Consider the following 25,724-nt stretch of genomic DNA (forward strand, 5'->3'; position numbering starts at 1 on the left):
ACATGTATTTAAAAAAAAGTATTTGGAAAATAGTTTCCATCGTATTATTATTGACCCAAACCCCTGTCTATGCACAGGTAAAACACACTTTCAGCTTCGGCGATACTGCTTTTTTACTGGATGGAAAACCCTTCCAGATAATTAGCGGAGAAATGCACTATCCACGCGTACCACGCGAGGCCTGGCGATCACGCATGAAAATGGCCAAAGCCATGGGGTTGAACACCATTGGCACCTATGTGTTTTGGAACCTGCACGAGCCCGAGAAAGGCAAGTTCGATTTCACAGGAAATAATGATGTTGCGGAATTTGTTAACATCGCAAAACAGGAGGGTTTATGGGTGGTCCTTCGCCCAAGCCCTTACGTATGTGCCGAATGGGAATTTGGAGGATATCCTTATTGGTTACAAAATGAAAAAGGATTGATCGTTCGGAGTAAAGAAACCCAATACCTTGCCGAATACAAAAAATACATTCTGGAAGTAGGTAAACAACTTGCACCCCTTCAGATCAATCATGGTGGAAACGTGCTGATGGTACAGATCGAGAACGAGTATGGATCTTACGCAAGCGATAAAGAATATCTTAAAATAAACGAAGCCATGTTTAAACAAGCCGGGTTTGACGGCTTGCTGTACACCTGCGACCCTGCCAGCGACGTAAGCAAAGGGCATTTACCCGGCATGCTACCGGCTGTTAATGGTTTAGATAATCCCGCCAAGGTTAAAAAGATAGTGGATGACAATCATGATGGGAAAGGGCCTTATTTTATTGCAGAATGGTATCCGGCCTGGTTCGATTGGTGGGGAACAAGCCATCACACGGTACCGGCAGCCAAGTATAGTGGCCGGTTAGACTCTGTTTTGGCAGCTGGCCTATCAATTAATATGTATATGTTTCATGGTGGTACAACAAGGGCCTTTATGAATGGCGCCAATTTTAAAGATGCAACACCGTATGAACCACAGGTGAGCAGTTACGATTATGACGCGCCGCTTGATGAGGCAGGCAACGCTACAGCAAAATTTATGTCTTTCAGAAATGTGATCGAAAAGCACCTTGCACCAGGTGTAAAACTACCGGCTGTACCTGCTCAAAAACCAGCAATAAAAACTGCAGACATTCAGCTCAATGAGGTGGCGGGTTTGTTAAATAACCTCCCAACACCGCAGCTAAATTCGCGCCCGCTTACTTTCGAGGACCTGAATCAGAATTATGGATTTGTACTTTACCGCACTACCTTAACAGGTGGCAAGAGCGGTTTTTTAAAGCTGAAAGAACTCCGGGATTTCGCCATCGTGATGATCAACGGTAAAACCATAGGCACCGTAGACAGGCGTTTGAAACAAGATAGCATAAAGATAGATTTACCAGAAGGAATGGTGACATTGGATATTCTGGTAGAAAATATGGGGAGGGTGAATTTTGGTAAATACCTGTTACAAAACAGGAAGGGCATCACACAAAAAGTACTTTTTGACCAAACGGAAGTGTTAAACTGGAAAATGTACAGTTTGCCATTTGCAAATACTACTGCCTTCAAATATTCAAAAACTGTCCAAACAAACACATCACCGGTGATCAGGAGAGGATCATTCCAGGTGAATAACCCCGGAGACACCTATCTGGATATGCGTAAATGGGGAAAAGGTATGATATGGGTTAACGGCCACAATTTAGGAAAATACTGGAGCATTGGCCCGCAGCAAACTGTGTATTTGCCGGTTGAATGGTTAAAGAAAGGAAAAAATGAAATTACCGTTTTGGAATTGCTCAAGCCTCAATCGGCTAATGTCTCGGGAATAGAAAAGCCGATTCTGGACCAAATCCAATAATAAGACGCAAATAAATAAAGAAGGCCGCTTTGAGCGGCCTTCTTTATTAGTGCTAACCAGTATTATTCATCTGTGGGTTCCGTACCCGCTTCATAATTGACATGATTCTCAGCAATCTCTGTTAGTAAAGCATCCGCCGTTTTTTCTTCATCAATGGTTAATATCAGCAGTTCGGCAATGTCATAATACCCCAGCGTTTTGGCCAGGCTGATCATTCCGCCGTACGAGGCGATCTCGTAATGCTCGGCTTTTTGCCCGGCGAATATCAAGCCTACATCTCGTTGAGCCGTGCCTTCCTCCGTGTTGCTGATGATCTCATCACCTTCATCTACTATGCCAGACATTGCGTCGCATTTAGTAGTTTCGGGTTCTAAACCCAATATACCAAATATCTGCTCTAAACGGCTCACATGAATTTGTGTTTCGGCCAGGTGATTGGTAAAGGCAGTCTTCAATTCCTGCGAAGTAGCCGCATCGGCCATATCGGGTAAAGTTTCAACTAACTCTCTTTCGGCCCATAGCAGGTCTTTTAATTCATCCACAAAAAACTCCATCAATTTAGAATTTCCGGTAGATGTAGCTTGTTCTTCCTGCCAGGCTTCTTCCTGCTCTATACTTTCAGGTTCGGGTGCATAAGCTGTTTGTTGGTATTCACCGGCTGCTCCTTCGTATGATGGTTGTTCTACAAATTGTTCCTGCTGCTCCTGGTAAACAGGCTCACCGGATGCTACCGTATTTCCATAGTCTTGCTCGTCATTATCATCCGTAGCTTCCATCTGGTCGCGTAATGCTTTAATCAGGTCATGACCTGCCGTGATACCTTGTTGTTGTATCTGTAAAACCTGCACCAGTTCTGGGCTCAAATCATTTTCCGGGTCAAGTGCATCACGGTAGGCGGCTTTGGCTGCATCTTCGCCGCGCTCGCATTCGTTCAAAATTGCTACTACATCACTACCCGTAAAGGTAGCCTTAATATCGATCCAGGCACGGTGCAGATCGCCAGAGGCGCTGGTACCTTCAGCCACATCGCCTCCGTATTGCTGTGCTATGCTGGTCAGTTCGGTTACATATTGCTGGCTCTCGCCAGCCAATCTGTTAAATACAGCTATTAAACCATTGTGGTCGCTTTCCAGGTCGGTACCCGTTTTTTCAAAACCGGCTACGCGGTCATTATTTATTTTGATGAGGTCATTGATCACATCAATTGCTTTTTCAGAAACTTCCATAGGTGTTTGTTGTTTTTTGTTAATTGTTCGTTTATCATGGTCAAGGCTCGCGACAATGCGACTGGCATGCTCAGCACGAGCCCTGATCACTTCTTCTGGCTCAATCCGTAAATCGGTTATGCCGTTGTTATTTTTTTCCATCATAAGTACTCCATTGCGCCACGCCTTTTGGCTCCGCGGTTTTCACTTCGGCACTTTTTACCGCGCTCATTTCCTTATCCAGTTTTTCAGTGGCTTTTAGTTCTTTCTCATAATTAACCGGCAGCTTGGTCTGGCCTTGAGTTTCTTGTACCTGCTGTAATGGGTTTTCTACAAATACCCATTCCTTGCCTAAGCCAGGCATTTCCCCTTCGTTCCAGGGGCCGCGAACGGCACCTTCAGAAAGGTTATAAGCTTGTTGCGTGAACCGCGGATCAGCGGCTAATACCCCTGGCGGGAAGTTATTCGGAATGCTATCAAGTGCGGCTTCAAACATTTTATAGTGGGCCACTTCGCGGGTCATCAGAAACGACAGCGTTTCGTGTATATACGGGTCATCGGTAAATTTCATCAGGTGTTCGTAAACCAGTTTAGCTCTTGACTCAGAGGCCAGGTTGCTGCGCAGGTCTACCGTTAGGTCACCGTTGGAGTGTATATAGGACGCGCACCAAGGAATGCCCTGGCTGTTTCGGGGCGTAACGCCACCGCCGGTAATGATACCGAACTGCGGGTTGGCGCTCAGGGCTTCATGAATGATGCTCTCTTTAGCGGCTTTACCATTCATCACCTGCATAATCTCGCTTTGGTCAGCGGCGTCCTTTAGTTCGCCATTGACTCCTTTTAACAACATCTGTATAGTAGCGCCCACAATTTCGAGGTGACTGAATTCTTCCGTCGCGATATCCATCAGCATATCGTATTTATCCGGATGTGGCACCTTCGCGCCAAATGCCTGGGTGAAATACTGCATAGCTGCGGCTAACTCTCCGTTTTCACCGCCGAATTGCTCCAAAAGTAAGTTGGCAAAACGCGGATCGGGGCGGGAAACCCTGGCATTGAATTGTAGGGATTTAACATGGTAAAACATAGCTGTAGATTTTTAATGGTGAACTACTGTTCTTGCAATTTTAAGTCCAATTATTCTTTTAATTAAAAATATTTTTTATAAAGAAATAAAACAACTTAATACTCATCATAGTTAACTCTGCATTTTTATTACGTTACCGAAGAGTTTCCGGTGTACTAACAATAATTCCGGGTATCTTTAGGTACCTGATGAAAGGACGGTAACAAAAGTGTATTCAGTACAGCTTTTTAAGTCATTAATAAAACAATTAGGAATATTATTGGTTATTTTGGTTTGATGGATCAAGATGCTGAGTTCCCGAAATTAGATACGAATGCTTTAGACACGAAGCAAGCCATACTTGCTGCGATCATCGCATCTACGGATGATACGATCATTAGCAAAACAACACAGGGAATTATAACAAGCTGGAACCCCGCCGCCGAACGGATGTTTGGTTATACAGAGACCGAAGCTATTGGTCAGCATATTTCGCTTATCATTCCGCATGACCGGCTGGCAGAAGAAGCCTTTATTATAGGACAGATACTTAAAGGTGAAAAGATAGATCACTTTGAAACGTTAAGAAGCACTAAGAACGGTGATCTGATACCTATTTCATTGACCGTATCGCCCATCAGAAACAGCGCTGGCCAGATCATTGGCGCCTCTAAAATTGCCAGGGACATCAGCGAACGTCAAATCGCCGACGAAAAACAAGCCATGCTGGCTGCTATTATCTCTACGTCCGACGATGCCATCATCAGTAAAACCATGGAGGGCATCATCACCAGTTGGAACCCCGCCGCCGAGCTCATGTTTGGACATTCGGCACAGGAAGCTATCGGCAAACATATCTCGCTGATCATTCCGCCCGGCCACTTAGGCGAGGAAGATAATATCATTAGCAATATTTCAAAGGGGAACAAGATCGACCATTTTGAAACCATACGCATCGCCAAAGATGGGCGGCTTATACCTATTTCTGTAAGTGTTTCACCCATCAGGAGCAGTTCGGGTAAAATCATCGGGGCTTCCAAAATCGCGAGGGATATTTCCGAACAAAAAAAAGCCGCTGAAAAGCAAGGCGTACTTGCGGCTATTGTCGACACTTCTGATGATACCATCCTTAGCAAAACCTTAGACGGTATTATTACCAGCTGGAACAAGGCTGCCGTAAGGATGTTTGGCTATACCGAAGCGGAAGCCATAGGACAGCACATTTCGCTCATTATCCCGCCTGATCGTTTGAATGAAGAAACGTATATCATCGGCGAAGTGAGTAAAGGCAATAGTGTGGATCATTTTCAAACCTTTCGCCGTGCCAAAAACGGCAGCCTGGTACCTATCTCCCTGTCGGTTTCTCCGGTTACAGATAGTAACGGCACGGTTATCGGCGCGTCGAAGATAGCACGCGACATCAGTGCAGAACAGGCTTCACAACAGGAAACAGCCAAACTTTATGAACAGTTAAAAGAATTGAACGCCAAAAAAGATGAGTTTATTGGCTTAGCCAGTCATGAATTAAAAACGCCGTTAACCAGCATTAACGGTTACCTTCAGATACTTGGCCAACGGGTGGTGGATGAAAAGGATAAGATGTTTGTAAGCAGAACCCAACAGCAGGTAAATAAGCTGAGCTCGTTAGTGAATGATTTGCTTGATGTATCTAAGATAGAGGCAGGTAAACTCCATTTTGACGAGGAAGAGTTTGATATTCGCGGAATTGTTGATGACTCGATTGATCTGATCACTCATTCCAATAATAATTACCGCATAACATTACATTCGCCGGTTACTAAATGTATCATAAAAGGCGATTCGCACCGTATACAACAGGTGTTGGTTAACCTTTTAACCAATGCCATCCGATATTCACCTGGCAGTAAAGAAATAGAAGTATATCTAAGCTACAACGAACAAGAAGTAAAAATAGGTATTAAGGATTATGGCATAGGTATAGCACCGGAGAAGCTTAATAATATTTTTTCACGGTATTATCGGGTAGATGACATTAATTCCAAAGCTTCCGGCCTGGGTATAGGCCTCTATTTATCTTCTGAGATTGTAACGAGGCACCAAGGCAAAATATGGGCTGAAAGCGAGCCCAAAGTAGGGAGTACATTCTGGTTTACTCTTCCTGTTAACAACGGAGTGCTTTAAGGATACAACAGAACCATTAAATAATATGGTACTGGTTAGAATCTTTAACCTAAAAAATAACCGGGGGCAGCCAAGGCTGCCCCCGGTTTTCAAATGTTTTATTCAACTTCAGCCGCGGCGGCTTCATTTACATAATTTTCGGCCACTTGCGTTAATAATGAATCAGCATTTTTTTCTTCTGCTAACGTTTCGTCAAATAAGCTTTGCGCTTCGCCGAAGCCCAGCGTTCCCGCTAAAGTGCGCAGGATACCATAAGAAGCAATCTCGTAATGCTCTACTTTTTGAGCAGCCGATATGATCGCAACATCTCTCACCTCTGTACCTTTTTCAGTGTCAGATAGTAGTTCGGTCGCTTCGCTCAATAAGCCTTCCATTGCAAGGCACTTCTTCGCTGCGGCTTTTTCACCTATCGAGGCAAATACACTTTCCAAACGGGTTACATGGTTTTTGGTCTCTTCCAGGTGGTTGGTAATGGTTTGTTTCAATTCCTCTGAGGTAGCGCCCTTAATGAGCTTTGGCAACGCGGTAGCCAAATGTTTTTCGGCCCAATAAATATCTTTTATCTCATCAATAAATAATTCTTTCAGCGCGCTCTCTGCTTCAGGTGTGCGGCTGGCTGCTGCTGCAGACTTTGTGTTGTTTTTTGTAGGCATAATGTTATATATTAATGTATAGTTAATGTATTTAATTACTATGCAATTTTTATTCCACAAGTTATTTTTTTATGGAACTTATTTCGCCGTTGCGTTCCATGTATACCTTATCTATTTTGGTCATGTCTTCGGTAAGTGCCGATTTGCGTACACCTTGCATAATGTCTTCTCGGCAAACCAGCGCCTTTTTCATTGTGGCCTCCTGAAATTTACCTTGTTCAAACAATACCATTCTATCCCCCTCGATAAATTTGCCGAAAGCTTTGCTATGAGCGATCAGCCAACCGAACAAACGGTGCATTAAAACGATCACTAAACAACACACAACTACCGAAACAAAGTCTGAGGCTCCTACAATGGCACGGCTCATAACCGCGCCGAGCGAAATGGTAATAATATTGTCCAACGGCGTACGTACGCCAAAAGAGCGCCGGCCCGATATCCGGATCAGGATAAGCGCGATAAAGAACATGACCACCCCGCGACTAGCTCATTTGCAGCGCGTTGAGATCTTTGCCTTCGCCGAAAATTTTGATGAGTAGTTCCATAATTTTATAAGTTTAAGTTAGATCGTTCGCCCGCAAACCGCCACCGCGCGGCGAGTGGGAGGCACAGCTTTACGATGTTGTTGCCAATACATCCCGGTGATAATCAATACCAAACCGCAGATCATCAGGATCACTATCAGCCGTTTCCTTTTCATTTGCCCAGCAATTTAGCGGCCTGAACGGCATTCAGCTTTGCCGTCACTTTGAATTGTTTACCAGCCTGTTCATTATAATTCTTAAAAAAGGCTTCAAGTTGGTTCCCTATTGCTTCCGGCAACTGCTCCAATGTAGTAATCTCCGAAAACATTTGCGATACACCGGGCACGCCAATAAAACGATCGTTCCGCATGGTTTGGCCATTAAGCTCGGTCTGCTCGGCTTGCAAAGCGCCAATAATTCGGCAGTCGACAAGGCAACCTGGAAACGTCCCACTTTCCGAGATCATAATGATATCCAACGGATCACCATCTTCCCCTTTGGTTCCGGGAACCATCCCAAAATCGAAGGGGAATACTAATCCCGCCGGCAGTATCTTACTTAGCCGGAACCGTTGTTCTTCCGGGTCGTAATCAAACTTTTGGTTATAGCCTTTAGGGCATTCAACCATGGCGGTTATCATTTTAGACTGTTCCATATTCCCCTCTTTTAAGCTCTTTAAGATATTGGCGGTAATATTTTTTAGTAGTGGCGGCGTATTTTCGCGCATAACTGATCACCGCTTCCTGCCATCCCTGGTCCTGGCCAAAAGCCATCAGTTCATCAATAGTAGCCGAGCCCTGCATCCCGCCGCTGCGCAATTGCGCCGAAGCTGTCAACGCAGCCATATCGTCAATTACCTGGTACATATCCCGGTAATCTTTTAGCAATTTAAACTTGATGGTATCTTTTACCGGTTGCAATTCCTGGATGATATAAGATTCGCCCCTAAAAATCGTAGTGCTTAATAATGCTGCCGGCACGTTCTGCATCCGTTGTTGTATACCAATCACCCGGGCTGCTTCGGCATCCCATTGCAATTGCTGTACCGGGATATACGGCAATGCCGAAGAAGACCGGGCCTGCTTCATATCCAGCAACAGGTATTTATTTTTGGTATTTGTACTCTTCAATAAAAACAGGTAACGTTTAACACCGATGCTGCCCGTACCCGCCAAACGGAAAACCGCACTGATTACTTTATAATTATAGGGCCCATCGCTACTGGTATGGATCCATTCGCCGATATGCGCCTTTAGTTCCGCGCGCAGCTTTTTATTCAGCTTGAAATGGCGCTCATCTTCCAGCGTAAGCATGATGCTTTTTTTCTTGCTGATCGTGCGTTTTTTGAGCAGATCCTTATAAGTGGTTTTAGTGGCAGCGGTTAGAAAATTACAAACGATGCCTTTGGCGGTACGCGGATCGATACTGATGGCCTTACCCCTGGCCAGGGTGACTGAATAGGTCCTGAGAAAAAGCTGCGCCATTTTCTGAGCCTTTTCCGGTTCGATTTCCAGGTTATCAAAGGCGATAAAAATGCTGGTTACCATCCGTACGGTTTCATAACTGGCCGGAGCCAGTAAACCCTCGTCAAAATCATTAAGGTCAAAATACACCAGTTTATTATCCCCCTTGTAACTCCCGAAATTCTCGATATGCAGGTCGCCGCAGATCCAGGCCAGCGGTGATAAGGGCAAAGGTTCGGCGGCCGCCAGGTCCTCATAAAATAAATGGCAGGTGCCGCGGAAAAACCGGAACGCATTATCCGCCATAGCCTCGTATTTCAGTTGCACCTTTTCGGGCAGCAGGCCTTCATTAAATGTCTTTAAGCGTTCAATTAGTTTTCCCATTAATGCTTACTCCAACTAATATGAATTTCACTGTCACCGGGGATTATAAATTCCAGATGGCCCTCTTTTGTTTTTTTTCCTTTAAGTAATTCTTTACCGGCGTTCAACCTGACCGAAAATTCTGGCATCGGTTCTTTACCCGTCTTCACCAGCATGAGCCGGCAATTTACCCGTGAATCACCCGCCAGTTTGAAATTTGCCGGTTTATGTTTTTTAGGAGAAAACCCATAAGTTGGGTAATCGGTATAGATCATAAAGGGCTGGCCTTCTACCTGCATATAATGCCGCGGCAATATACCGAAGGCATTACCTGCCCCGTACACTTCCTGGCCAACCAGGCCCGATTTTTCCCAACCATCGTGTAAGTCTTCCAATGCAATCCAAAGGTTAGGATCAACTTCGCCAGTCTTTACTTCCTCCGATAGCATTTCTTTCGGTAACATGGTAGGATAATAGTAAACCGCCCGATCGATCAGGAAACGGATATATTCTGCCATTAGTAATCTTAATGATGGCAGAATATCCTCACCCTCAGCATGATGCAAATAATCGTGAAAAGCGCAAAAAACCTCCTGTTCTTCGTAAACTGCCGTATAAGTCGCATCGTTTAATGGGAATAAAGCGAAAAAGGACGGAAAGTTTTTCCCGTAACCATAGTTGCAGTCCCACAAACTGGTGTTCTTAAAAACATTAGCCAAACAGAGGTAACTTAGTTCTTTATAAACTTCTTTTTTGGTAATTTTATACAGCCGCAACAAAGCGCCTGCAGAAAAGGCCGTGTTATTCGCCTGGTAAAATAATTCAAAGCCGAGTCCGCGTAAGCGCTTTGCCGCTTTTTCGGCTTCTGTAAGATAGCGCCCCTCGCCCGTTAATTCCCAGGCCTGCAGCATTACATGAGCATATAAACCCGGCACATCTTTTTCGCCGCCCTTACCAGGTTGCGTTTCTGCCTTCACTACTTCCAGCGTATCCATTTTATAAAATACCGGCCAGGTATAATCAAAATGATGGGCCACCTTAATGGCAAAGTCCAATGAATCAACAAACAGCTTTTCTGCTACCTTATCTCCCTTCAGCGCAAGCCGCGATAAGTTAAGGAGTGGATGATGTAAATACCACGAATCCATGATCATAGGTTTCTTATGTTCTTCCTCACCTTCCATGGTATCCGCTACTTTTGGATGCCAGCGCATAATAGTGCCGAGCTTTTCATTATAAAAAGGAGGTAGGCCCTCCATAACCTTTTTTATAAGAGCCAACTGAGAATTGTTCCATTCCACGTAATCCAAAAGAGGCAACAGCACAGCGAGTTGTACCATGATTTCTGGAGGCGACTTGTAATCGCATACATAAGCATTGAAATAATGATGTCCGTCTACCTGCGACCAGCACCCGGGGCTATCCTCAAGGTCGGTTATGCCTTTTTGCAGGATATCCAGCCAATTTTGGTAATGTGTTTCCGGTTTGGGCAATGCCAAATAAACAACCGATAATAAATCAAGATACTGGCGCACCATAGCCTCCTCATCTGCGGGAACGAGTTCATCAAAAACGATGAAAGCATCACTTAAAACATAGCTTTTTCCGGCTTCCAACGGCTTGTTTTTGAGCGTTGGAGGTAATGCAAAACCTATCTCGGGCCATTTACCTCCAACTGTATCGCCTGCCGAAGTTTCGGTAACCTGGTTATAGTCTGCCAGCGATGTAAGGTTTTGCATGTACAAAACCGAACCAGCTTTTGGCCGGGTTAGGTTAAAGTAAAGCTGACCCGAGCGTGCTCCCACCTGGTTTACTTTAACCTCGCCTTCTGCCAACACATCGCTGCTGGCGGCGCCTAATGGCACAATATCTCGCGGCCAATAAGGAAATAATAATGGAGCCTCTGTTGTTAAATTTATTGTTAAACGTATTACCGGCGTTTCTTCGCCAGGCAGTTGCAGCTCGGTTGTATATTCGCCCATAAGCGAACCCATTTTAAAAGTAATGTTCTGTTCGTCCTTTAATACTTTTTTCAGTTCCAACTGATCATCAGGCGAATAAGCCATCCGGAAAGCGATTCGACTGCCTTTTGGCCACGACACAACCAACCAGCAGGAATTATCTGCCAAATAAACTTTAAACCAATACCCTGATATTTCATGTTCAAAAACAGGTTGAAGATTGATGTTGTTAAGTTGCTTATTGATATTCAAAAGCCATGCTGAAGCTGCACTCATCGTAAAAAAATTTAATATTCAATAATTTATTACTCCGTGAACACCGCGGATAGCGTCAGTAAAATGCATTACATTAACTCCAGCAGATCGTTTTTTGTTTAAAATTTCCTATTTATTTACTTTTATAATTAATTGGAAATAAATTTAGCACTTGCGGCATATTACATACATTAAAACCTCAATTATGTTTCACCAGATAACAGACTTGCAATTCGATGCCAGGGTATCTAAAATCTGATTCGCACTTGCCAACCTTTACCAAAACTATGCTTAGCAGATTAAAATCAAACACGAAGGAAGTACGGGAAATAATAATTGAAAAATGGGGTAGTGAAAGAATTGAATGCATCGATGGAGATTCTGATGAACAAGACCACCTGATTCCAGCGCAAGATTTGATTAACAATGCCACACAATAGGGGAGTTTTGCGTTTAAAATGCACTTTTTATAGCAAAAGTTTAGGTTCGATTTTTTTTAGAGATCGCTTCAAATAAAAAAACAACTTACTGATAATCAGAAAGTTGTTTTTCCTGTAGCCCGTAGGGGAACGAAATCGAACCCCTTTATCGACGATTTAAAATTGTTAGCTTCTTAAATCATGATTCGAGCCCAGTCTGGGAGCAAGCCCTAAGTCTGTGGAGTGAAGCTTTTTGTAATAAATGGGCATTTTGATGCAATAATTGCGTGATTTACACTTTTCGGATCTGAATTTCACTTTTCGGACGAATTTATAAAAAGCAGTGGGGGGATTGCCTTCTTTTATCTGTGTTTAATGCAACTGTGTATCGGACAGTGCGAAAAAGATATCATGCAATGTGAGCCTGCGCCTGCGCCAGAGCACATAATTGTAATCCAACGGAAACTGAACACTTACCTTGAACAGGTTGATGCCCAAAACTCGCTGGTATTAATATCAACGGATTCTTTTTAGTTCTTTCATTAATACGCAATATTACCGTATAGGATGAAGGCACTTAAATTAATGGAACGAAACAACTATGGGAAGGAATAAATTGTCCGGGTTACACCATTAATTCACCTTAAACTGGAACACGCCCGAGTCGGAAGTATTGCCTGCAACGTCTTTGGTGATTACCTTCCAGTAGTAAGTGGTGCCCGATGTTACGGTAACCCCATTCACAAACTTATCCGTAATGTTGCTTTTGAACAATGCCGGCGTGGTTGTGGTGCCAACGTAAATATCGTAGCCCGCAATGTCGTTATCCGGGTCAATGGCCGTCCAGCCCAGGTTGATCGCTCCTGTTGTTGGTGTTACATTTTGTCCGTATGCCGGCGAAAGGTTATCTGCCGGGAATGGCGGGTGCGATACCGTGCCTACTCCCGCATTGTAAAACTTCCAGACATCACTTTTTGCTGTTGTGGCTGATGAACGTGACATAGATACCACATACCAGGAATAAGGTGTATCGCGTAGTAAAGTAACAGTATACTGATTTGCAGTTACTATTTGCGTAGCAACTGTGCCTGTCAACAGGTTTTTGATGTCTATCTCGTAACTATCGGTATTACCGGCGCTGTTCCAGGTAAATACAATTGAGCTTTGTGTAGAAGAAATAATGGCTCCCGTAGTGCAGGCGGAGTTCTGTGCCGGAAAAGTTAGTGTTGTAACTTCCGGATCTGGAGGGGTAGTGTTGTTTTTACCACAACCTACTATAAAAGTTGTAGCTAAGGTTATGATGATGATATACTTTCTCATTGTTTAAACACTTTAAAGATCTTTTCGGTTTGACCGGTTAATAGTTTGACCATATACAGGCCACGCAGGATATTTCCGGGGTCAATCTGCAATGCGCCAGATGTATTGGTAAATTGCTTGCTGTAAACCTTAACGCCTGTGGCATTATATAATTCAACCGTAACCAAAGGGATATTCCCGCTGCCGAGGCTAACATTCAGTGCCGAAGTAAAAGGATTTGGATATGCCATAACATCTGTCGACAGGTTGAAGCGGTTTTGGTAGATACCCTGGCAGGGCTTATTGGTTGTTACCGTCACATCGTTAATGCCTTTGTTCAGCGCAAGTGTAATATTGCTGGCAGTAGTTGTGGTGGTATTTCCATTTAAAGTAATATAGTAAGTATTGGCTCCATCCATGGTTAGATTAATACTCTGTACGGTTTTGTTAACAGCTGCATAAACTGCAAGGTCTTTAGGTTCGGTAATTACTACTGTAAAACATTGCGAATAGCTACTTTGCCCCGCAACTGTAAAACAAACATTATAGGTACCCCCCGGTAGATCATTTATGGTTTTACTTGTGGTGAATGGATAGCTGGCATTGATGCTACCGCCTGTTATCGTTGCTGTATAGTTCAGATTTTGCGCTGCTGTTATACTGATCGTACCATTGGCCGAGCCGCGACATGCCGTGCTATTGGCCACTATGGTAAAGTTTGCGGCGGCAAGGGTATTGGTAATAGTTAATATACCTGGCACGTATGTAAATTTATAGTTCGCCGAAACTGCACCACTTACCGCAATAGGGTATGAGCCAGGGATAGATGAGACGGTTGCCGCAGTGGTTGTGGTTGGTGGAGCAGTCAGGCCTGTTTCTGTATCGGAGTTCACAAAACCTGCGTAAGAAACAGTAAATATTGGGTTGGGAGCGCCCAAAGATCGTGTTTTACTATCGGCGGTAATAGTCAGCGTGGTCGGATTAATCGTTAACGTTCCGGGGGTGTAGCTAATATTATAATTTGCGGATGCTGCTCCGCTGACTGTGATCGGGTAAGTACTCACGCCTGAGTTTGCTGTAGCCGTGGTTGTTACCGTCGGCTGCGTAATTAATTTAGTTGCATCATCGCTGTTTACAAAACCGATGTATTTTATCGTTAATGCAGGGTTGGATGATCCATAATTTTTGCTTTGGTTATCGGCGGTAATAGTCAACGGCGACGGATTAATCGTTAACGTTCCGGGGGTGTAACTTATAGTATAATTTACGGATGCCGCTCCGCTGATTGCGATCGGGTAAATACCTACAAGCGAGCTTGCTGTAGCGGTGGTGGTTACTATTGGCTGCGTAGTTAATTTAGTTGCATCATCGCTGTTTACAAAACCGGTGTATTTTACCGTTAATGCAGGGTTGGATGATCCATAATTTTTGCTTTGGTTATTGGCGGTAATGGTCAACGTGGCCAGGTTAACGGTCAACGTTTGTGTAAGTGGGGTTGCTACGCTATACGCGCTATTACCAGCTTGCAATGCCGTAATAGTTGATGTGCCGGTTCCGATAATATGTAGACTACCGTTTACGATGGTAGCCACCGAAGTATTGCTACTGGTATAACTAACGGCCAACCCCGAAGTACTTGTCGCAGCCAGTGGAACATCGGCTGAGCCATAAGTTACGTTGTTTAAGGCATTAAAAGTTAAAGCCTGCTGTTTTGATATCACTGCTATACTTAAGGTAGAAATACTGCTTCCAACTAAATTATAAGCACTAACCGTATACACCGTAGTTGGCGACGTTGCTGTTGGTGTACCGCTAATAGCCCCTGTCGTGATATCAAAGTTCAAACCGGCAGGTAATGCCGGGCTGATGGTGTAACCAGATTGGCGCACTTTTCTAATCAGATGGTTGCCATCATCAGCGATATATAAATTCCCTTGTCCATCAAAGCTTAGACCATTAGGTTCGAAAAAACCAGCGGCAGGCCCGGCGCCGTCGGCTGAGCCTACTGTTAAACTTCCGGCCAAAGTAGTTACCACGCCCGTAGGTGAAACCTTCCTGAGCAAATGGTTAAACATATCAGAAACATATACGTATCCCATTATATCAACAGCTAAACTTCCTGACCCATTAAAACTTGCGGCTGCTCCTATCCCATCTTGTGAGCCTTGTACGAAAAAAGTACCTGCTAAGCTACTTACAACACCTGTCGGAGTTATCTTCCGAATTACATTACTGTGATCTGTTACGTAAACATTCCCGTCTACATCAACTGCTATTCCCCATGGTGAGTCAAAACTTGCCGAAGTGCCTGGCCCGTTAGTTATGCCCGCAATGCCGCTACCTGCAAAGGTACTAACCAAACCTGCTGGAGTGATTTTCCGAATCAGATAGTTTTTAGTATCTGCAACGTACATATTCCCTGCAGCATCGAGAGCAATAGCATTAGGTTGATTAAAAGTTGCAGCGGTGCCTTGTCCGTTGGCAGAGCCCGTTGTGCCGTTGCCAGCAAAAGTACTTACTACACCGGTAGGGGTAATTTTACGGATACGCGAAGTTCCCGAGTTTACATCAGTAACATATATGTTTCCAGTGGCATCAATTGCCATACCCAGCGGATAAGAAAAGCTCGCTGCTGAACCCTGGCCATCTGCAAAACCCAAAACGCCACTACCCGCGAAGGTACTTACTACCCCAGTTGTGGTGATCTTTCTGATTTTGTGATTATTCTGATCTGATACATAAATATTCCCTGATACGTCTTCAACAGTTGAGGTGGGGGTATAAAAGGTTGCTGATGAGGCCGGACCGTCTACAGAACCGACTACGCCTGCTTTACCAGCAACTGTTGTAACTTGTCCCAAACCGTTGGTAGGTATCGTTCCCCCCCGTATTAGTTGGCAGTAAAGGTATTATTGGTGTTGTTGCAATATATGTTTGTGAACTGGGGTACGTTATGTTAGGTGCCTGTGCGAATGCTGTGACAGTAAATAGGAATGATATAAAGGCAAGTAGATGTTTTTTCATAGAATGGATAAAAGTTAAATTAATAGTCCAAGACTATGTAATTAGAGGGTTAAATGTATGAAATATTTATAGAATCAGAACAGGAAGCGCAACAGTTTACAATAATCAATGAAGTGCTTAACCGATATTCTATAGTTATATAATTCGCAAAGACACTACCGTGATCTGTATGATGGCCGGCTTTTCACCAAATTATATAGGCGGTTACTTTAACTATGTGTAGGTGGTTATTTTAGCATGCTGGCTGTATTAGCTACTCCCGCCATAGATAAATTTTGGCGGTGATAACCGGATGGGATAGTACGGGTATCCGTTTACGCTGACCCTATAGATGGGTGCTAAAAAGCAAAGTCGAGTCGATTAAGGAAGTGTGTAAAAGGATCCTCCACGAATTTGTTTATTAACTTAATTTATTTAAAACCAATAAAAAAACCTGCAAAGTTTTGATTTGCAGGCTTTTAGCATCTTCAATATTTTTTTCAGTAGGGGGAAGCGGCGAAATGTCGAACCTTTTGGACGACTTGAAAATGGTTGAAAGTGCAAAAACATCATTCAAAATATATAATGCCACGCCAACGAATGAGTTTTTAATTGGGCGACGTATTAAAATCGGCTAACGTCACCGCGCTGAACCCCTTGCTTTCCGTGCCGTCAATGAGCAGTTTCAGGTAAATATGGTATTTGGGCAGGGTTGCGAAATCATCATAGCTGAACACCGGATAAAACTCCCTTTCCATCGTCTTTGCGTCGGACAGGCCCAGCCGAAAGCAGATGATCGTGCCCACGTTTCCCAAAATCGCGCTTTTCGTTTCCGGCTCCAACTGGTCAAGGTACTGGTGCGTCAGGAACACCCCCACGCCGAACTTCCTGATCTGGGAAAGCATGCTTGCGAACGTGGACGATATGAAGCCGTGAGCCTCGTCTATGTACAGGTAGAACGGCATTCGCTCCGATACCGGAAGTATCGCCCGGCGCATCGCGGTCGCCTGAATGACGGTAATGAGAAAGCTGCCCAATACCGTCGACACGTCCTCCCCGATAACGCCCTTGGACAGGTTGCACAGCACGATCTTGTTTTCTTTCATGCATTGCTCGACAGAGATGCTTTCCTGCTGCCCGAAAATGCCCCGCAAGGTATCGTTGGCGATCAGCACGCCTATCTTGTTGAGGATGGGTAAAATGGTGCTTGCCTGCGTGCTCGCCGAATACAGGTCGTATTCCCGCACCCAAAAGTTGATGACGTATTGGTCATGCACCTGCTCCAGCACCTTCGCCCTGAAATCCCGGTCAAGCAGCAGCGCGTTGATGTCCAGCAAAGTCGCTCCGGGGTACGAGAGCAGCGTCAGAATCGCGAACCTCAGGACATATTCGAGCTTGCTTCCCCACGCTTCCAGGAACAGCCTTTTGAAGGTCGTGACGATTTCGGACGCCACCAGTTGCCGCTGGCCTTCCGGAACGTCATGGAGCGGGTTAAAGGCGGGCAGGGCGGCCTTGTCGGTCGCGTCGAAGTGCACCACGTCCCTTTTCCTGTGCTCGGGCATCCGGCTCAATATCGCGCTTACCGTGTCGCCGTGGGGATCAAGGATGCAAATGGGATGCCCTTTCATAATGTCGTCCAAGGCCATGTTGACGAGCAGGTGCGACTTCCCCATGCCCGTCTTGCCGAGGCAGTAGATGTGGTGCAGCCTGTCGGCAGGCCTGATGCCAAACAGCTCGCTGTGGTTTCTAAAGTTGGTCTTCGCGATGGGCGTGAACGGTTTCATTTCATACATGCAACCACGATACCGAATGTTACCAATTGCTTGCAGAGGGTTAATCTTGGGCATTTTCCAAAGATCAACCCCCTATCGTTTGCATATGCAAATCGGCAATATGTAACTTATGGAAATAAAGGAACATCGCCTGTTGGCCTTCATCGAGCTGTACAAGGAAACTTTTGGCACCAACTTGTCACGAAGCGAGGCGCACGAAAAGGCTACCCTGCTTTTGAATTACGTCTTGCTCTCCATCAAGCCGCTTGCCAAAACCGATGAGGATACTATAATTGACAGGTCAAACGAAAGCGAATAATCAATACATTTTGCACCTGGGAAGGGGGCATCGTTTACGCTTTCGTTTGACAACAAAGTGGTTTAACGATGCCCCCTTTCCGGGTTTTTATGAATACAGAAAAGATAACTTATTTTATATACGCAAGAAAGTCAACCGAAGGAGAGGATCGGCAGTCTTTGTCAATTTCATCCCAAATTGAGGACATATCCAGACTTCAGACCCAGCAAGGATTAAGGGTCACGGAAACGATAACCGATAGCGCCAGTGCCAAAATCCCGTTCAACCGCCCCGCATACGCCTCTATGATCAAGCGAATCAAAAAGGGAGAGGCCGGTGGAATTATAGTCTGGAAAATAGATCGTTTAGCCCGAAACCATTTGGAGTGGGGAGAATTGATGCACCTGCTTCAAACTGGTGTAATAAAATCCATTTGGACAATGCACCGGGAATACCTGAGCAGCGACAGCGCATTGCTAATCAGCCTTGAAGCAAGCATGGCAACCCAGTTTAGCGTTGACCTGTCCGAAATAGTGAAGCGGGGCCTGCGAAAGAAGGTCTCTTTGGGCCAGCCGCCTATCATTGCCCCTACGGGATATTTGAACACCAAGCATAACGACCACGGCTCTAACTCGATTATTGTTGACCCGAAACGGTGGCCTTTAATGCGCAAGGCATTCGACCTGATGCTTACCGGCCAGTACACCGTGGGCCAGGTAGCGGCCATTTTGAACGATGGGTATAATTTCCGCTCTCGCTCAACCAAAAAGCGCATGGGCAAGCCTTTGGCAACAAGCGTATTATACCGCTCAATTATCGACCCCTTTTACACCGGGTATTTCAATTACAAGGGAGAACTGCACAAAGGGATGTACAAGCCCATGATAACGCTTGAGGAGTTCGATACCATACAGGTCATTCTCGGACGGAAAGAAAAGCCGAAACCACATAAACATGATTTTGCCTTTACCGGATTCATAAGGTGCGGGTGTTGTGGATGCGCCATCACCGCCTCAAGAAAACTAAAGAAGCTGCAAACAACCGGAGAATACAAGGATTACACCTTTTACCATTGCACCAAAAGGAAGGGGGCGGCTACTTGCGCTGACAAGCGCTATACCACGGAGAAGGAAATGCTTGCACTGATTGAAGAAGAATTGCAAAATATTGCCCTTGTCCCACGTTGGAAATCCTGGGCAGCTGAAACCGTTAAGGCAGACAATGAGGACGAGTTGCAGAAACAGCAAAAGTTGCTCAAGAGCATCGGGGATTATGAACAAAAACTGCTGTCGGAGCTTGATAATTTGCTGGACTTGCGCATCAGTAACGAATTGTCAGACGAGCAATACAATCAAAAGAAAGCTGAACGGCGGCATCAGCTCATCAGGGTGCAAGAAAAATACAGCAAGCGCAAAAGAACATTGACGACTGGATCGAGCAGGTAAATGAAAAGTTGGATTTCGCCGAAAACGTCATTGATAATTTCAAAACCAACGATCCAAAACTTCAAAAGAGGATTTGTAACTATATTGGTTGGAACTGGTCTTTAGAGAAGAAAAAGCTAACGTTTTCAAGGTATGAATGGTTTACAGACATACAGCATATCAAAAAGCACTTTGAGCAGGAAAAGGCGCGGTTGGAACCGATAAAAACCTTTGCAGAATATAGGCAAACTGCTTCCTTTGGTATCGTCCGTTCATTACTGTCCGCCCTAATAAGTCACATTGGAACCGCGGGGGGCGCGATCCTGCCGAGCCCGCTCGCGTCGGAACCGGAAGGCGGCCCTGAAACTAATGGCAGTATTAATAACCACAATGAACTAAATCGCCCGTAATTTTATTTTATCCAAAGCTTCCCCCTTGATAATTACCAATAACACTCATCATGCTATGCCGTGAAAAAACAGGCGAATAGCCCGCAGGCAGTCAGGTGAGCGGTACGGCCTTAATGCAATCATAAAACCGCGGCAATATTTTTTATTTACAGCTTTGTAGAAAGCCGTTCAAATTAAAAACCTCAAACGCTACTTAAAGCACCTTAACGTTGTACAGGTAAAAAGAAAACATAATGAGATCAAGCTGTCCGCTACCAGATTTCCCTCGTCCCACGTTGCACATTTGCAAATGTGAGAAAATTAAGTGCACGGCAGCATTCATTGGCATTTGCCTGTACCGTTCCCTGAATTTTTCGAGACTTTCGAGCAGTGCTCCAAAAAACCTGTCTCCCACGAAGCAATTTAACTGGTGCTGAAATGACAGGCACGACTTGCACAGGCAGTCATACCCCTTTTGCTCTCCGGCGGCTCCATCCTTGATAGGGCCGTCGCTTTTCTGATGTTCCATCGTTTAATTTCCATTTTTAATTTTTTGTGCGCGGGAGAGAAATCTTATTTTGCGATCGTTGCCATGTGTGCTTTAATACTATAAAGCAGCAATAAATTGCTACTTTTGCACAAAAAAAGGCTTCCATCGTTGTCCTGAATTTCGCCCGGGGTTTTCCTAGAACCCCGGGCTTTTTACATTCAATCCCGACGCGGTTTTGCTATAAATATCCCACTTTTGCTAATACCATCCAAATGATATCCATCGGCTTGGCAATATGATCATCCGTATTTATTCAGCCCTGATCAGAAACGATCTAATAAAATCAAAATGATTTCTTTTATTCTTCGGTTCTGACACAAAAACCATTTTAGTATGACGCGAAAATTTATTTTATTTTAACTTTAGGTTAAGCCTTCCCTGGCTATATTGTCGAAACTCGATAGCCTGTTGGATTTGCGCATAAGCCAAGATATAACCGAGGCAATATACAATCAGAAAAAAGCTAATACTTACGAGGCACGAGCGGTTGACGATATAGAGAAACCAATAATCACTGGATCAGGAATGGTTCCGGTCGGGACTAACAAATAGCTATATAGAATATAGGAAAAGGCCCGGTTCAATGTGCTACGTACATTACTGTCCGCCCTTAGATCACATTAGAACTGATGGCAAAAATTTACCTTCTTTTTAGGATACTTTAACTTATCCCAATTCCCGGATTTTTTCTTTCCCTTACTTTAGATTTGCACAAAGATCACCCCTCTGCCACTCACTATATCCGCTGCATACAATCGTCATGTGGATGGCGAAATACGGCTTGGATACGCAACCCAGTCTTTCGCCATTCATAAATCACATTTACCCAATCAGGAATTGCGATCCATTAAAAGCAAGCTAACACGAGTATAACGATATAGCAAAGACAATTTCTTCCAACACGAACGGAAAAAAGGTAATTCTTGATCTGTGCGGCGGGACGGGGGCCTGGAGTAAGCCGTACAGGGACACGGGATACGACGTGAGGGTGCTGACCCTGCCCGACTTTGACGTGGACAAGTGGGCGGAGTACCCCCAATTTGTAGAACTACTCAGGAGCAACACGGTGCACGGCATACTGGCCGCCCCGCCCTGCACCATGTTTTCCCTCATGAGGAACGACCGCAGGGCGTCAACCCCGCGCGATTTCCGCAAGGGCATGCGCACGGTGCAAAGCTGCCTGGAAATCATTCGGGAATGCCTGTATCACCCTCCTTACAAGCACCAGAACAGCCTGAAGTTCTGGGCCGTCGAGAATCCGCGCGGCCATCTCGGCCGCTTCCTCGGCAAGCCCACATTCGTATTTGACCCCTTCGAGTTTGGCGATCCATATACCAAGCGCACTTGCCTGTGGGGCGTATTTGGCGAGCCGAGAAAGAGGCCCGTCGCCCCGCTCAAGGGCAACTTCGTCCGGCAGACCCCGCTGTTCATGCACCTGAAGGTCCACCAGGTACCGCCCGGATACCAGGCAAGGACAAAGATTCCCTTGGATACAATCGTTAGGAGCGTCACGCCGGAGGGATTCGCGATGGCCTTCTACGAGGCGAACAGGTAGCCGCAGAGCCGCTCAAAGCGATCATTCGCTCTTTGATAGGTACCAACAAAGTCATTTATTTTGGATTTATCTTTCCGTTACTTTGAATTTATCCAAAGATTAACCCCCTTATATTACACTCGCGCCGCCTGATACCTTATGACTGTGGGTTACATAAATCGACCATACCCCAATAGATTGAAAGTAACCCGCCGAAAAGCGGGCTATCAGCAGCAGCATGTCGCAAGGCTGTTAGTAGACGTTAATGTATCTACCCTTTCCCTATGGGAAAACGAATGGTACATGCCCAGCGGCACAAGCCTTATCAAGCTGTGCATTCTGTATGGCAAGACACCACAGGAACTCTATCCGGAATACTTCGATTTGATTAAACAAAGCCTCATAGAACGCCAGGAATATCCCGACGGGGATACTAGTGTCAATCGCATATAAACATTTCCTGTTTCCTGGCAACGTGACCTTTTGCCGCGCCCGCTTTTTGAAAACCGCGCAACGTACGAACGTTTTAGAAAAAAATATCGAACGTACGATCGTTACTACAAATTATCAGCAGCATTACCAGTTATGCCCACACCCACAAAAAGCGACATGTTCACACCAAACCAAATCACCCTGGCGCATCAGCTCGCCGACAGCCTGGAAGACCGCAAGTCCCTCTCGTTCTACCTCACCTGCGCGCAGAAATATCCCAGGGACTACCTGCTTGCCACGCTCACGCACGTCATGACCCTTCCCGACCATTCAGTGCGCACCACGCGGGCACGGCTGTTCACCAACATCATTACCAAGTCGGCATTCAATACGCGTGACCGTTCTTGGGATTAGCATCGGCACCAAGGGCACCGGCATCTGCGTGCTGCGGGACGGGGAGCTGATCGACGCCAACGTCCACTACTATCATACCCCGTGGTCAGACTTGAAGCTTCGCGCCATCGTCAACCAGTACAGGCACTACGTTCGCCGGTACGGCGTGACCGCCATCATCATCAAGGTTCCCCCGCCCATAAACCATACCCCCGCGGTGCGCCGGATCATGGCGCAAGTGGAAGGCCTTGCAAAGCAATATTACTGCGAGTTCGACCTTACTACCAAGACAGAAATAAGATCTACTCTCAGCCTTCGCTCGGGCGAGATCGCGGGGTTCGCAAGGCAGCTCTATCCCGAATTGCAGGCCATATACGAAAAGGGGGCCCGGAACGGACACGGTTATCACAAGAAGCTGTACGAGGCGGTATTGAGCGCATACCTGTTTCAGCAAAGAAAGCGTGCCAGGTTGCTTTAGGATCTCCTTAATTGAATAGTTAATAGATGGCAGGGCTTTCGCCCTGCTTTTGTTTGTTGATCGTTCTTCAAACTACACCTGCGCCAGCAAAGAAATCGCCGAATATGTGCGGCTATACCGCAGGGAGATGCTTGCGGTAGCGTGGGCTTAATAAGAAGTAAAACCAAGCAAAATACTTCCTTTCAATTGTAACATAGCTGTCCAAAGTCGGAGAAATAGGACAACAGACTTCGGAGAAATTATCAACGTGAATCTGACAACGTTTGGCAAGGGCTATCCGAGGCCCGTATTCAACAATGCGTTCTTTAATGATCCCAACGTTTACAATGCGTTCGGCTTAGCATTGCAGGAGCAGTACAAGGCCATCACGCAGAAAATTGATGCGCACTTTGACCCGCAGGAAATCGCATCGCTTAAGCCGCAGATAAAGGAGCTCAAGTCTAAGAAGGGATATTAATATAATCTTGAATAAGCCCCTTAAATGAGAGGGGCCTTATTGTTCTTGATGGGTGCAAAATGAGCGTACTATTCTTGTGACACGTGGACAATACGTTCGCGCTGTTAGAACTGACCTCTAATATAATAAGTAATAAGACATCATAGCAAGGGTTGATAGACTATATCATCATCGAGCTTTTCCACATAATGGCATTTACCCTATGACCAAATTTAAATACCTTTTTACAGTGATTTTTATCAGGGCATGTAAATGATTCAAATTGAGAAGCAAGTTACCAGATTAACCGAGGGGGCTAAAAAGACGTATTTCACGGTCAACCTTGCAATGTCGATACTGTCTTTGAGAAGCCAAATTATTTATCGGTTTATTTCGACCTAACGATCTTGAACATACTATTATAATGAGGCAAGCCTCCCCAGTACACGTTGTAACGTTTGGAATAGTAACACATCCCTGTGGCATGAGTCGCATGAAGCTCCTTGATAGCTAATTTTGAGAATTTTGGAACAAACAAAGAGTTAAACTCTTTGTTTGCCTTGCTTTCGTCACCCAGATAATTTATCGCAATAGTATTGTCTATTCTCACCATTTTGATAAGATCTTCGATTTTGGGATGGCCCCTTTTCATCATTGCAACGGTTTCTTTGACCATACCATCAAACGCTTTTTGGCCAATCTCAATCCCAACTAATTTTTGGCTGGATACCCACGGTTTTTTTTCGCTTGTTTGGCCATTGGCACTTTCAAAATTGAAAAGTAAAAATCCTATAATAATTAAAGAGAGAAAGCTGCTTTTCATGTCATTCTATTTTAGTTTATAACTCGGATAATCCGCTTTTATTATTTTAAGAGCTGTAGGAGATGCACTTTTATTTAGCGTGATATTTTGTGTTATTGGAACCCGCCCAAAATTGTTCCATCCCCACTGGAAAGCCCCCAATATTTTGTCAGTTCCTGTATTATTAAAATTCACAGCAACTATAATGGTTTCAAACCTTGTCGTTTTGTAATTAGTACGTTCTGTAGGCCTATCAAAGGCCGTTATATCGCCAGCGGTGTTGCTCCAATGAGATTCACCTAAAAGGACGCTGGCTGAGTAATAGTAGGGTTTTCCTAAGCTGCCAGTGTAACCAGGCTTCCCATTCACACCCCCGTCTACAAATCCCCTGTATGTTTCACCGCCCTCACTAAATTTGTATTTGCCATATGCCGGTCCATCTTCCGAGGTATAAACAGTTTGTATGATCTGTAGATTGCTTGCCGGAACACCAGATATAAAGAAGGTCACATCTAAAATAGTGCCTTTCAGCCCGCCGTACAGAAGCGTCACGTTTCCCGCTTGACCAGGACCCTGACTTGTACTCGAAACATTAACCATATTTCGATCGTCTACAATTGTAGGGTTGGCTTTTAGCAGCGCGTTTGAAGACCCGTACGTTTGACCATTGTATTGATAATTTCCATCGGCACTGTAGCTGTCACTTGCAGATACGGTCACTATGTTACCATAGGATGTTTCTACCTCTACACGGCCATCCGGATCAATCATGTTGACGGGGTTGTTGCCAGCATATTTGTATGGGCTAAAACTGGCGAACCCCTCTGCCATAGGATCAATGACATTCCACCTTGCGATTACAGGATCATAGAACCGCGCCCCATAATCGTATTGGCTACCATAAAGTTTTTACGTTTTTGGCTGTTTTCCGTTTTGCACTTTTTCGGTGCCATAAAGAACGTTCGTTAGGGTAAAGATAAGCGTTAGTTTTTCATTTGCAAGGC

Annotated in this window: 22 protein-coding genes and 1 pseudogene; 10 read left to right on the plus strand and 13 right to left on the minus strand. The window is 45.0% G+C overall.

Annotation, left to right across the window (positions count from 1 at the left end; genetic code table 11):
- The first annotated feature begins 2 nt into the window (after positions 1-2).
- The gene (locus tag ABIN91_RS02825; RefSeq protein ID WP_348048231.1) at positions 3-1,835 is read left to right on the plus strand and encodes a beta-galactosidase; all 1,833 of its coding nucleotides are present in this window, start codon (positions 3-5) and stop codon (positions 1,833-1,835) included.
- Between the two features lie 62 nt (positions 1,836-1,897).
- Here the strand turns inward: ABIN91_RS02825 and ABIN91_RS02830 are convergent, their stop codons facing one another.
- Positions 1,898-3,205 carry a DUF892 family protein gene (locus ABIN91_RS02830; protein WP_348048233.1) on the minus strand — a complete coding sequence of 436 codons (1,308 nt, stop codon included), beginning with the start codon at positions 3,203-3,205 and terminating at the stop codon, positions 1,898-1,900.
- Positions 3,189-4,127, minus strand: a complete 939-nt coding sequence (locus ABIN91_RS02835) for a manganese catalase family protein (protein ID WP_348048235.1) — start codon at positions 4,125-4,127, stop codon at positions 3,189-3,191. Before ABIN91_RS02835 ends, ABIN91_RS02830 begins: the two co-directional genes overlap by 17 nt.
- A 276-nt stretch (positions 4,128-4,403) precedes the next feature.
- On the opposite strand from ABIN91_RS02835, the gene ABIN91_RS02840 reads away from it, so the two are divergent.
- Positions 4,404-6,269, plus strand: a complete 1,866-nt coding sequence (locus tag ABIN91_RS02840) for a PAS domain-containing sensor histidine kinase (protein ID WP_348048237.1) — start codon at positions 4,404-4,406, stop codon at positions 6,267-6,269.
- A 98-nt stretch (positions 6,270-6,367) separates the two neighbouring features.
- Here ABIN91_RS02840 and ABIN91_RS02845 read toward each other — a convergent pair whose 3' ends face one another.
- The 8 genes from ABIN91_RS02845 to ABIN91_RS02880 all read right to left on the minus strand — a co-directional run bounded on the left by ABIN91_RS02845 (position 6,368) and on the right by ABIN91_RS02880 (position 17,996).
- Positions 6,368-6,922, minus strand: a complete 555-nt coding sequence (locus ABIN91_RS02845; protein WP_348048239.1) for a ferritin-like domain-containing protein — start codon at positions 6,920-6,922, stop codon at positions 6,368-6,370.
- 61 nt (positions 6,923-6,983) lie between these two features.
- On the minus strand, positions 6,984-7,394 hold the full coding sequence (locus ABIN91_RS02850; protein WP_348048241.1) for a YetF domain-containing protein: 411 nt from the start codon (positions 7,392-7,394) through the stop codon (positions 6,984-6,986).
- 227 nt (positions 7,395-7,621) lie between these two features.
- The gene (locus tag ABIN91_RS02855; RefSeq protein WP_348048243.1) at positions 7,622-8,104 is read right to left on the minus strand and encodes an inorganic diphosphatase; all 483 of its coding nucleotides are present in this window, start codon (positions 8,102-8,104) and stop codon (positions 7,622-7,624) included.
- Positions 8,091-9,296 carry a DUF2252 family protein gene (locus tag ABIN91_RS02860; protein ID WP_348048245.1) on the minus strand — a complete coding sequence of 402 codons (1,206 nt, stop codon included), beginning with the start codon at positions 9,294-9,296 and terminating at the stop codon, positions 8,091-8,093. The genes ABIN91_RS02855 and ABIN91_RS02860 overlap by 14 nt, the downstream gene beginning before the upstream one ends.
- A complete protein-coding gene (locus tag ABIN91_RS02865; RefSeq protein ID WP_348048247.1) occupies positions 9,296-11,512 on the minus strand; it encodes a hypothetical protein in 2,217 nt (738 codons plus the stop codon). Before ABIN91_RS02865 ends, ABIN91_RS02860 begins: the two co-directional genes overlap by 1 nt.
- Before the next feature lie 1,031 nt (positions 11,513-12,543).
- Positions 12,544-13,230 carry a hypothetical protein gene (locus tag ABIN91_RS02870; protein ID WP_348048249.1) on the minus strand — a complete coding sequence of 229 codons (687 nt, stop codon included), beginning with the start codon at positions 13,228-13,230 and terminating at the stop codon, positions 12,544-12,546.
- Positions 13,227-16,070 carry an MBG domain-containing protein gene (locus ABIN91_RS02875; RefSeq protein WP_348048251.1) on the minus strand — a complete coding sequence of 948 codons (2,844 nt, stop codon included), beginning with the start codon at positions 16,068-16,070 and terminating at the stop codon, positions 13,227-13,229. The genes ABIN91_RS02870 and ABIN91_RS02875 overlap by 4 nt, the downstream gene beginning before the upstream one ends.
- A gap of 750 nt (positions 16,071-16,820) precedes the next feature.
- Positions 16,821-17,996 (minus strand): DUF87 domain-containing protein, encoded by a 1,176-nt coding sequence (locus tag ABIN91_RS02880; RefSeq protein WP_348048253.1) that lies wholly within the window; start codon positions 17,994-17,996, stop codon positions 16,821-16,823.
- Positions 17,997-18,114: 118 nt separating this feature from the next.
- Between ABIN91_RS02880 and ABIN91_RS02885 the strand changes: the two genes are divergently transcribed.
- The 3 genes from ABIN91_RS02885 (at position 18,115) to ABIN91_RS02895 (ending at position 20,116) form a co-directional block, all read left to right on the plus strand.
- A complete protein-coding gene (locus tag ABIN91_RS02885) occupies positions 18,115-18,303 on the plus strand; it encodes a hypothetical protein (RefSeq protein WP_348048255.1) in 189 nt (62 codons plus the stop codon).
- An 89-nt stretch (positions 18,304-18,392) separates the two neighbouring features.
- Complete coding sequence (locus ABIN91_RS02890) at positions 18,393-19,727, plus strand: recombinase family protein (RefSeq protein ID WP_348048273.1); 1,335 nt, start codon at positions 18,393-18,395, stop codon at positions 19,725-19,727.
- Positions 19,728-19,735: 8 nt separating this feature from the next.
- Positions 19,736-20,116, plus strand: a complete 381-nt coding sequence (locus tag ABIN91_RS02895) for a hypothetical protein (RefSeq protein WP_348048257.1) — start codon at positions 19,736-19,738, stop codon at positions 20,114-20,116.
- Positions 20,117-20,309: 193 nt separating this feature from the next.
- Here ABIN91_RS02895 and ABIN91_RS02900 read toward each other — a convergent pair whose 3' ends face one another.
- A complete protein-coding gene (locus tag ABIN91_RS02900) occupies positions 20,310-20,624 on the minus strand; it encodes a hypothetical protein (RefSeq protein ID WP_348048259.1) in 315 nt (104 codons plus the stop codon).
- Between the two features lie 1,132 nt (positions 20,625-21,756).
- Here ABIN91_RS02900 and ABIN91_RS02905 point away from each other — a divergent pair.
- From ABIN91_RS02905 to ABIN91_RS02925, 5 genes are all read left to right on the plus strand, one after another.
- The gene (locus ABIN91_RS02905; protein ID WP_348048261.1) at positions 21,757-22,200 is read left to right on the plus strand and encodes a hypothetical protein; all 444 of its coding nucleotides are present in this window, start codon (positions 21,757-21,759) and stop codon (positions 22,198-22,200) included.
- A gap of 177 nt (positions 22,201-22,377) precedes the next feature.
- Positions 22,378-22,632, plus strand: coding sequence for a helix-turn-helix transcriptional regulator (locus ABIN91_RS02910; protein WP_348048263.1), 255 nt, complete (start codon positions 22,378-22,380; stop codon positions 22,630-22,632).
- A 132-nt stretch (positions 22,633-22,764) separates the two neighbouring features.
- The gene (locus ABIN91_RS02915) at positions 22,765-23,025 is read left to right on the plus strand and encodes a hypothetical protein (protein ID WP_348048265.1); all 261 of its coding nucleotides are present in this window, start codon (positions 22,765-22,767) and stop codon (positions 23,023-23,025) included.
- A complete protein-coding gene (locus ABIN91_RS02920; protein WP_348048267.1) occupies positions 23,006-23,482 on the plus strand; it encodes a hypothetical protein in 477 nt (158 codons plus the stop codon). Before ABIN91_RS02915 ends, ABIN91_RS02920 begins: the two co-directional genes overlap by 20 nt.
- Positions 23,483-23,729: 247 nt before the next feature.
- Positions 23,730-23,939: a hypothetical protein gene (locus ABIN91_RS02925; protein ID WP_348048269.1), complete on the plus strand. Its 210-nt coding sequence runs from the start codon at positions 23,730-23,732 to the stop codon at positions 23,937-23,939.
- 367 nt (positions 23,940-24,306) lie between these two features.
- Here ABIN91_RS02925 and ABIN91_RS02930 read toward each other — a convergent pair whose 3' ends face one another.
- Both ABIN91_RS02930 and ABIN91_RS02935 read right to left on the minus strand, forming a co-directional pair.
- Positions 24,307-24,741 (minus strand): hypothetical protein, encoded by a 435-nt coding sequence (locus ABIN91_RS02930; protein ID WP_348048271.1) that lies wholly within the window; start codon positions 24,739-24,741, stop codon positions 24,307-24,309.
- A gap of 6 nt (positions 24,742-24,747) precedes the next feature.
- Positions 24,748-25,602 (minus strand): annotated as a pseudogene (locus ABIN91_RS02935) (RHS repeat-associated core domain-containing protein); the annotation flags it as partial.
- Between the last annotated feature and the right edge of the window lie 122 nt (positions 25,603-25,724).

Origin of the sequence: Mucilaginibacter sp., assembly GCF_039921305.1 — a bacterium.
In the GTDB taxonomy this organism is placed as follows: domain Bacteria; phylum Bacteroidota; class Bacteroidia; order Sphingobacteriales; family Sphingobacteriaceae; genus Mucilaginibacter.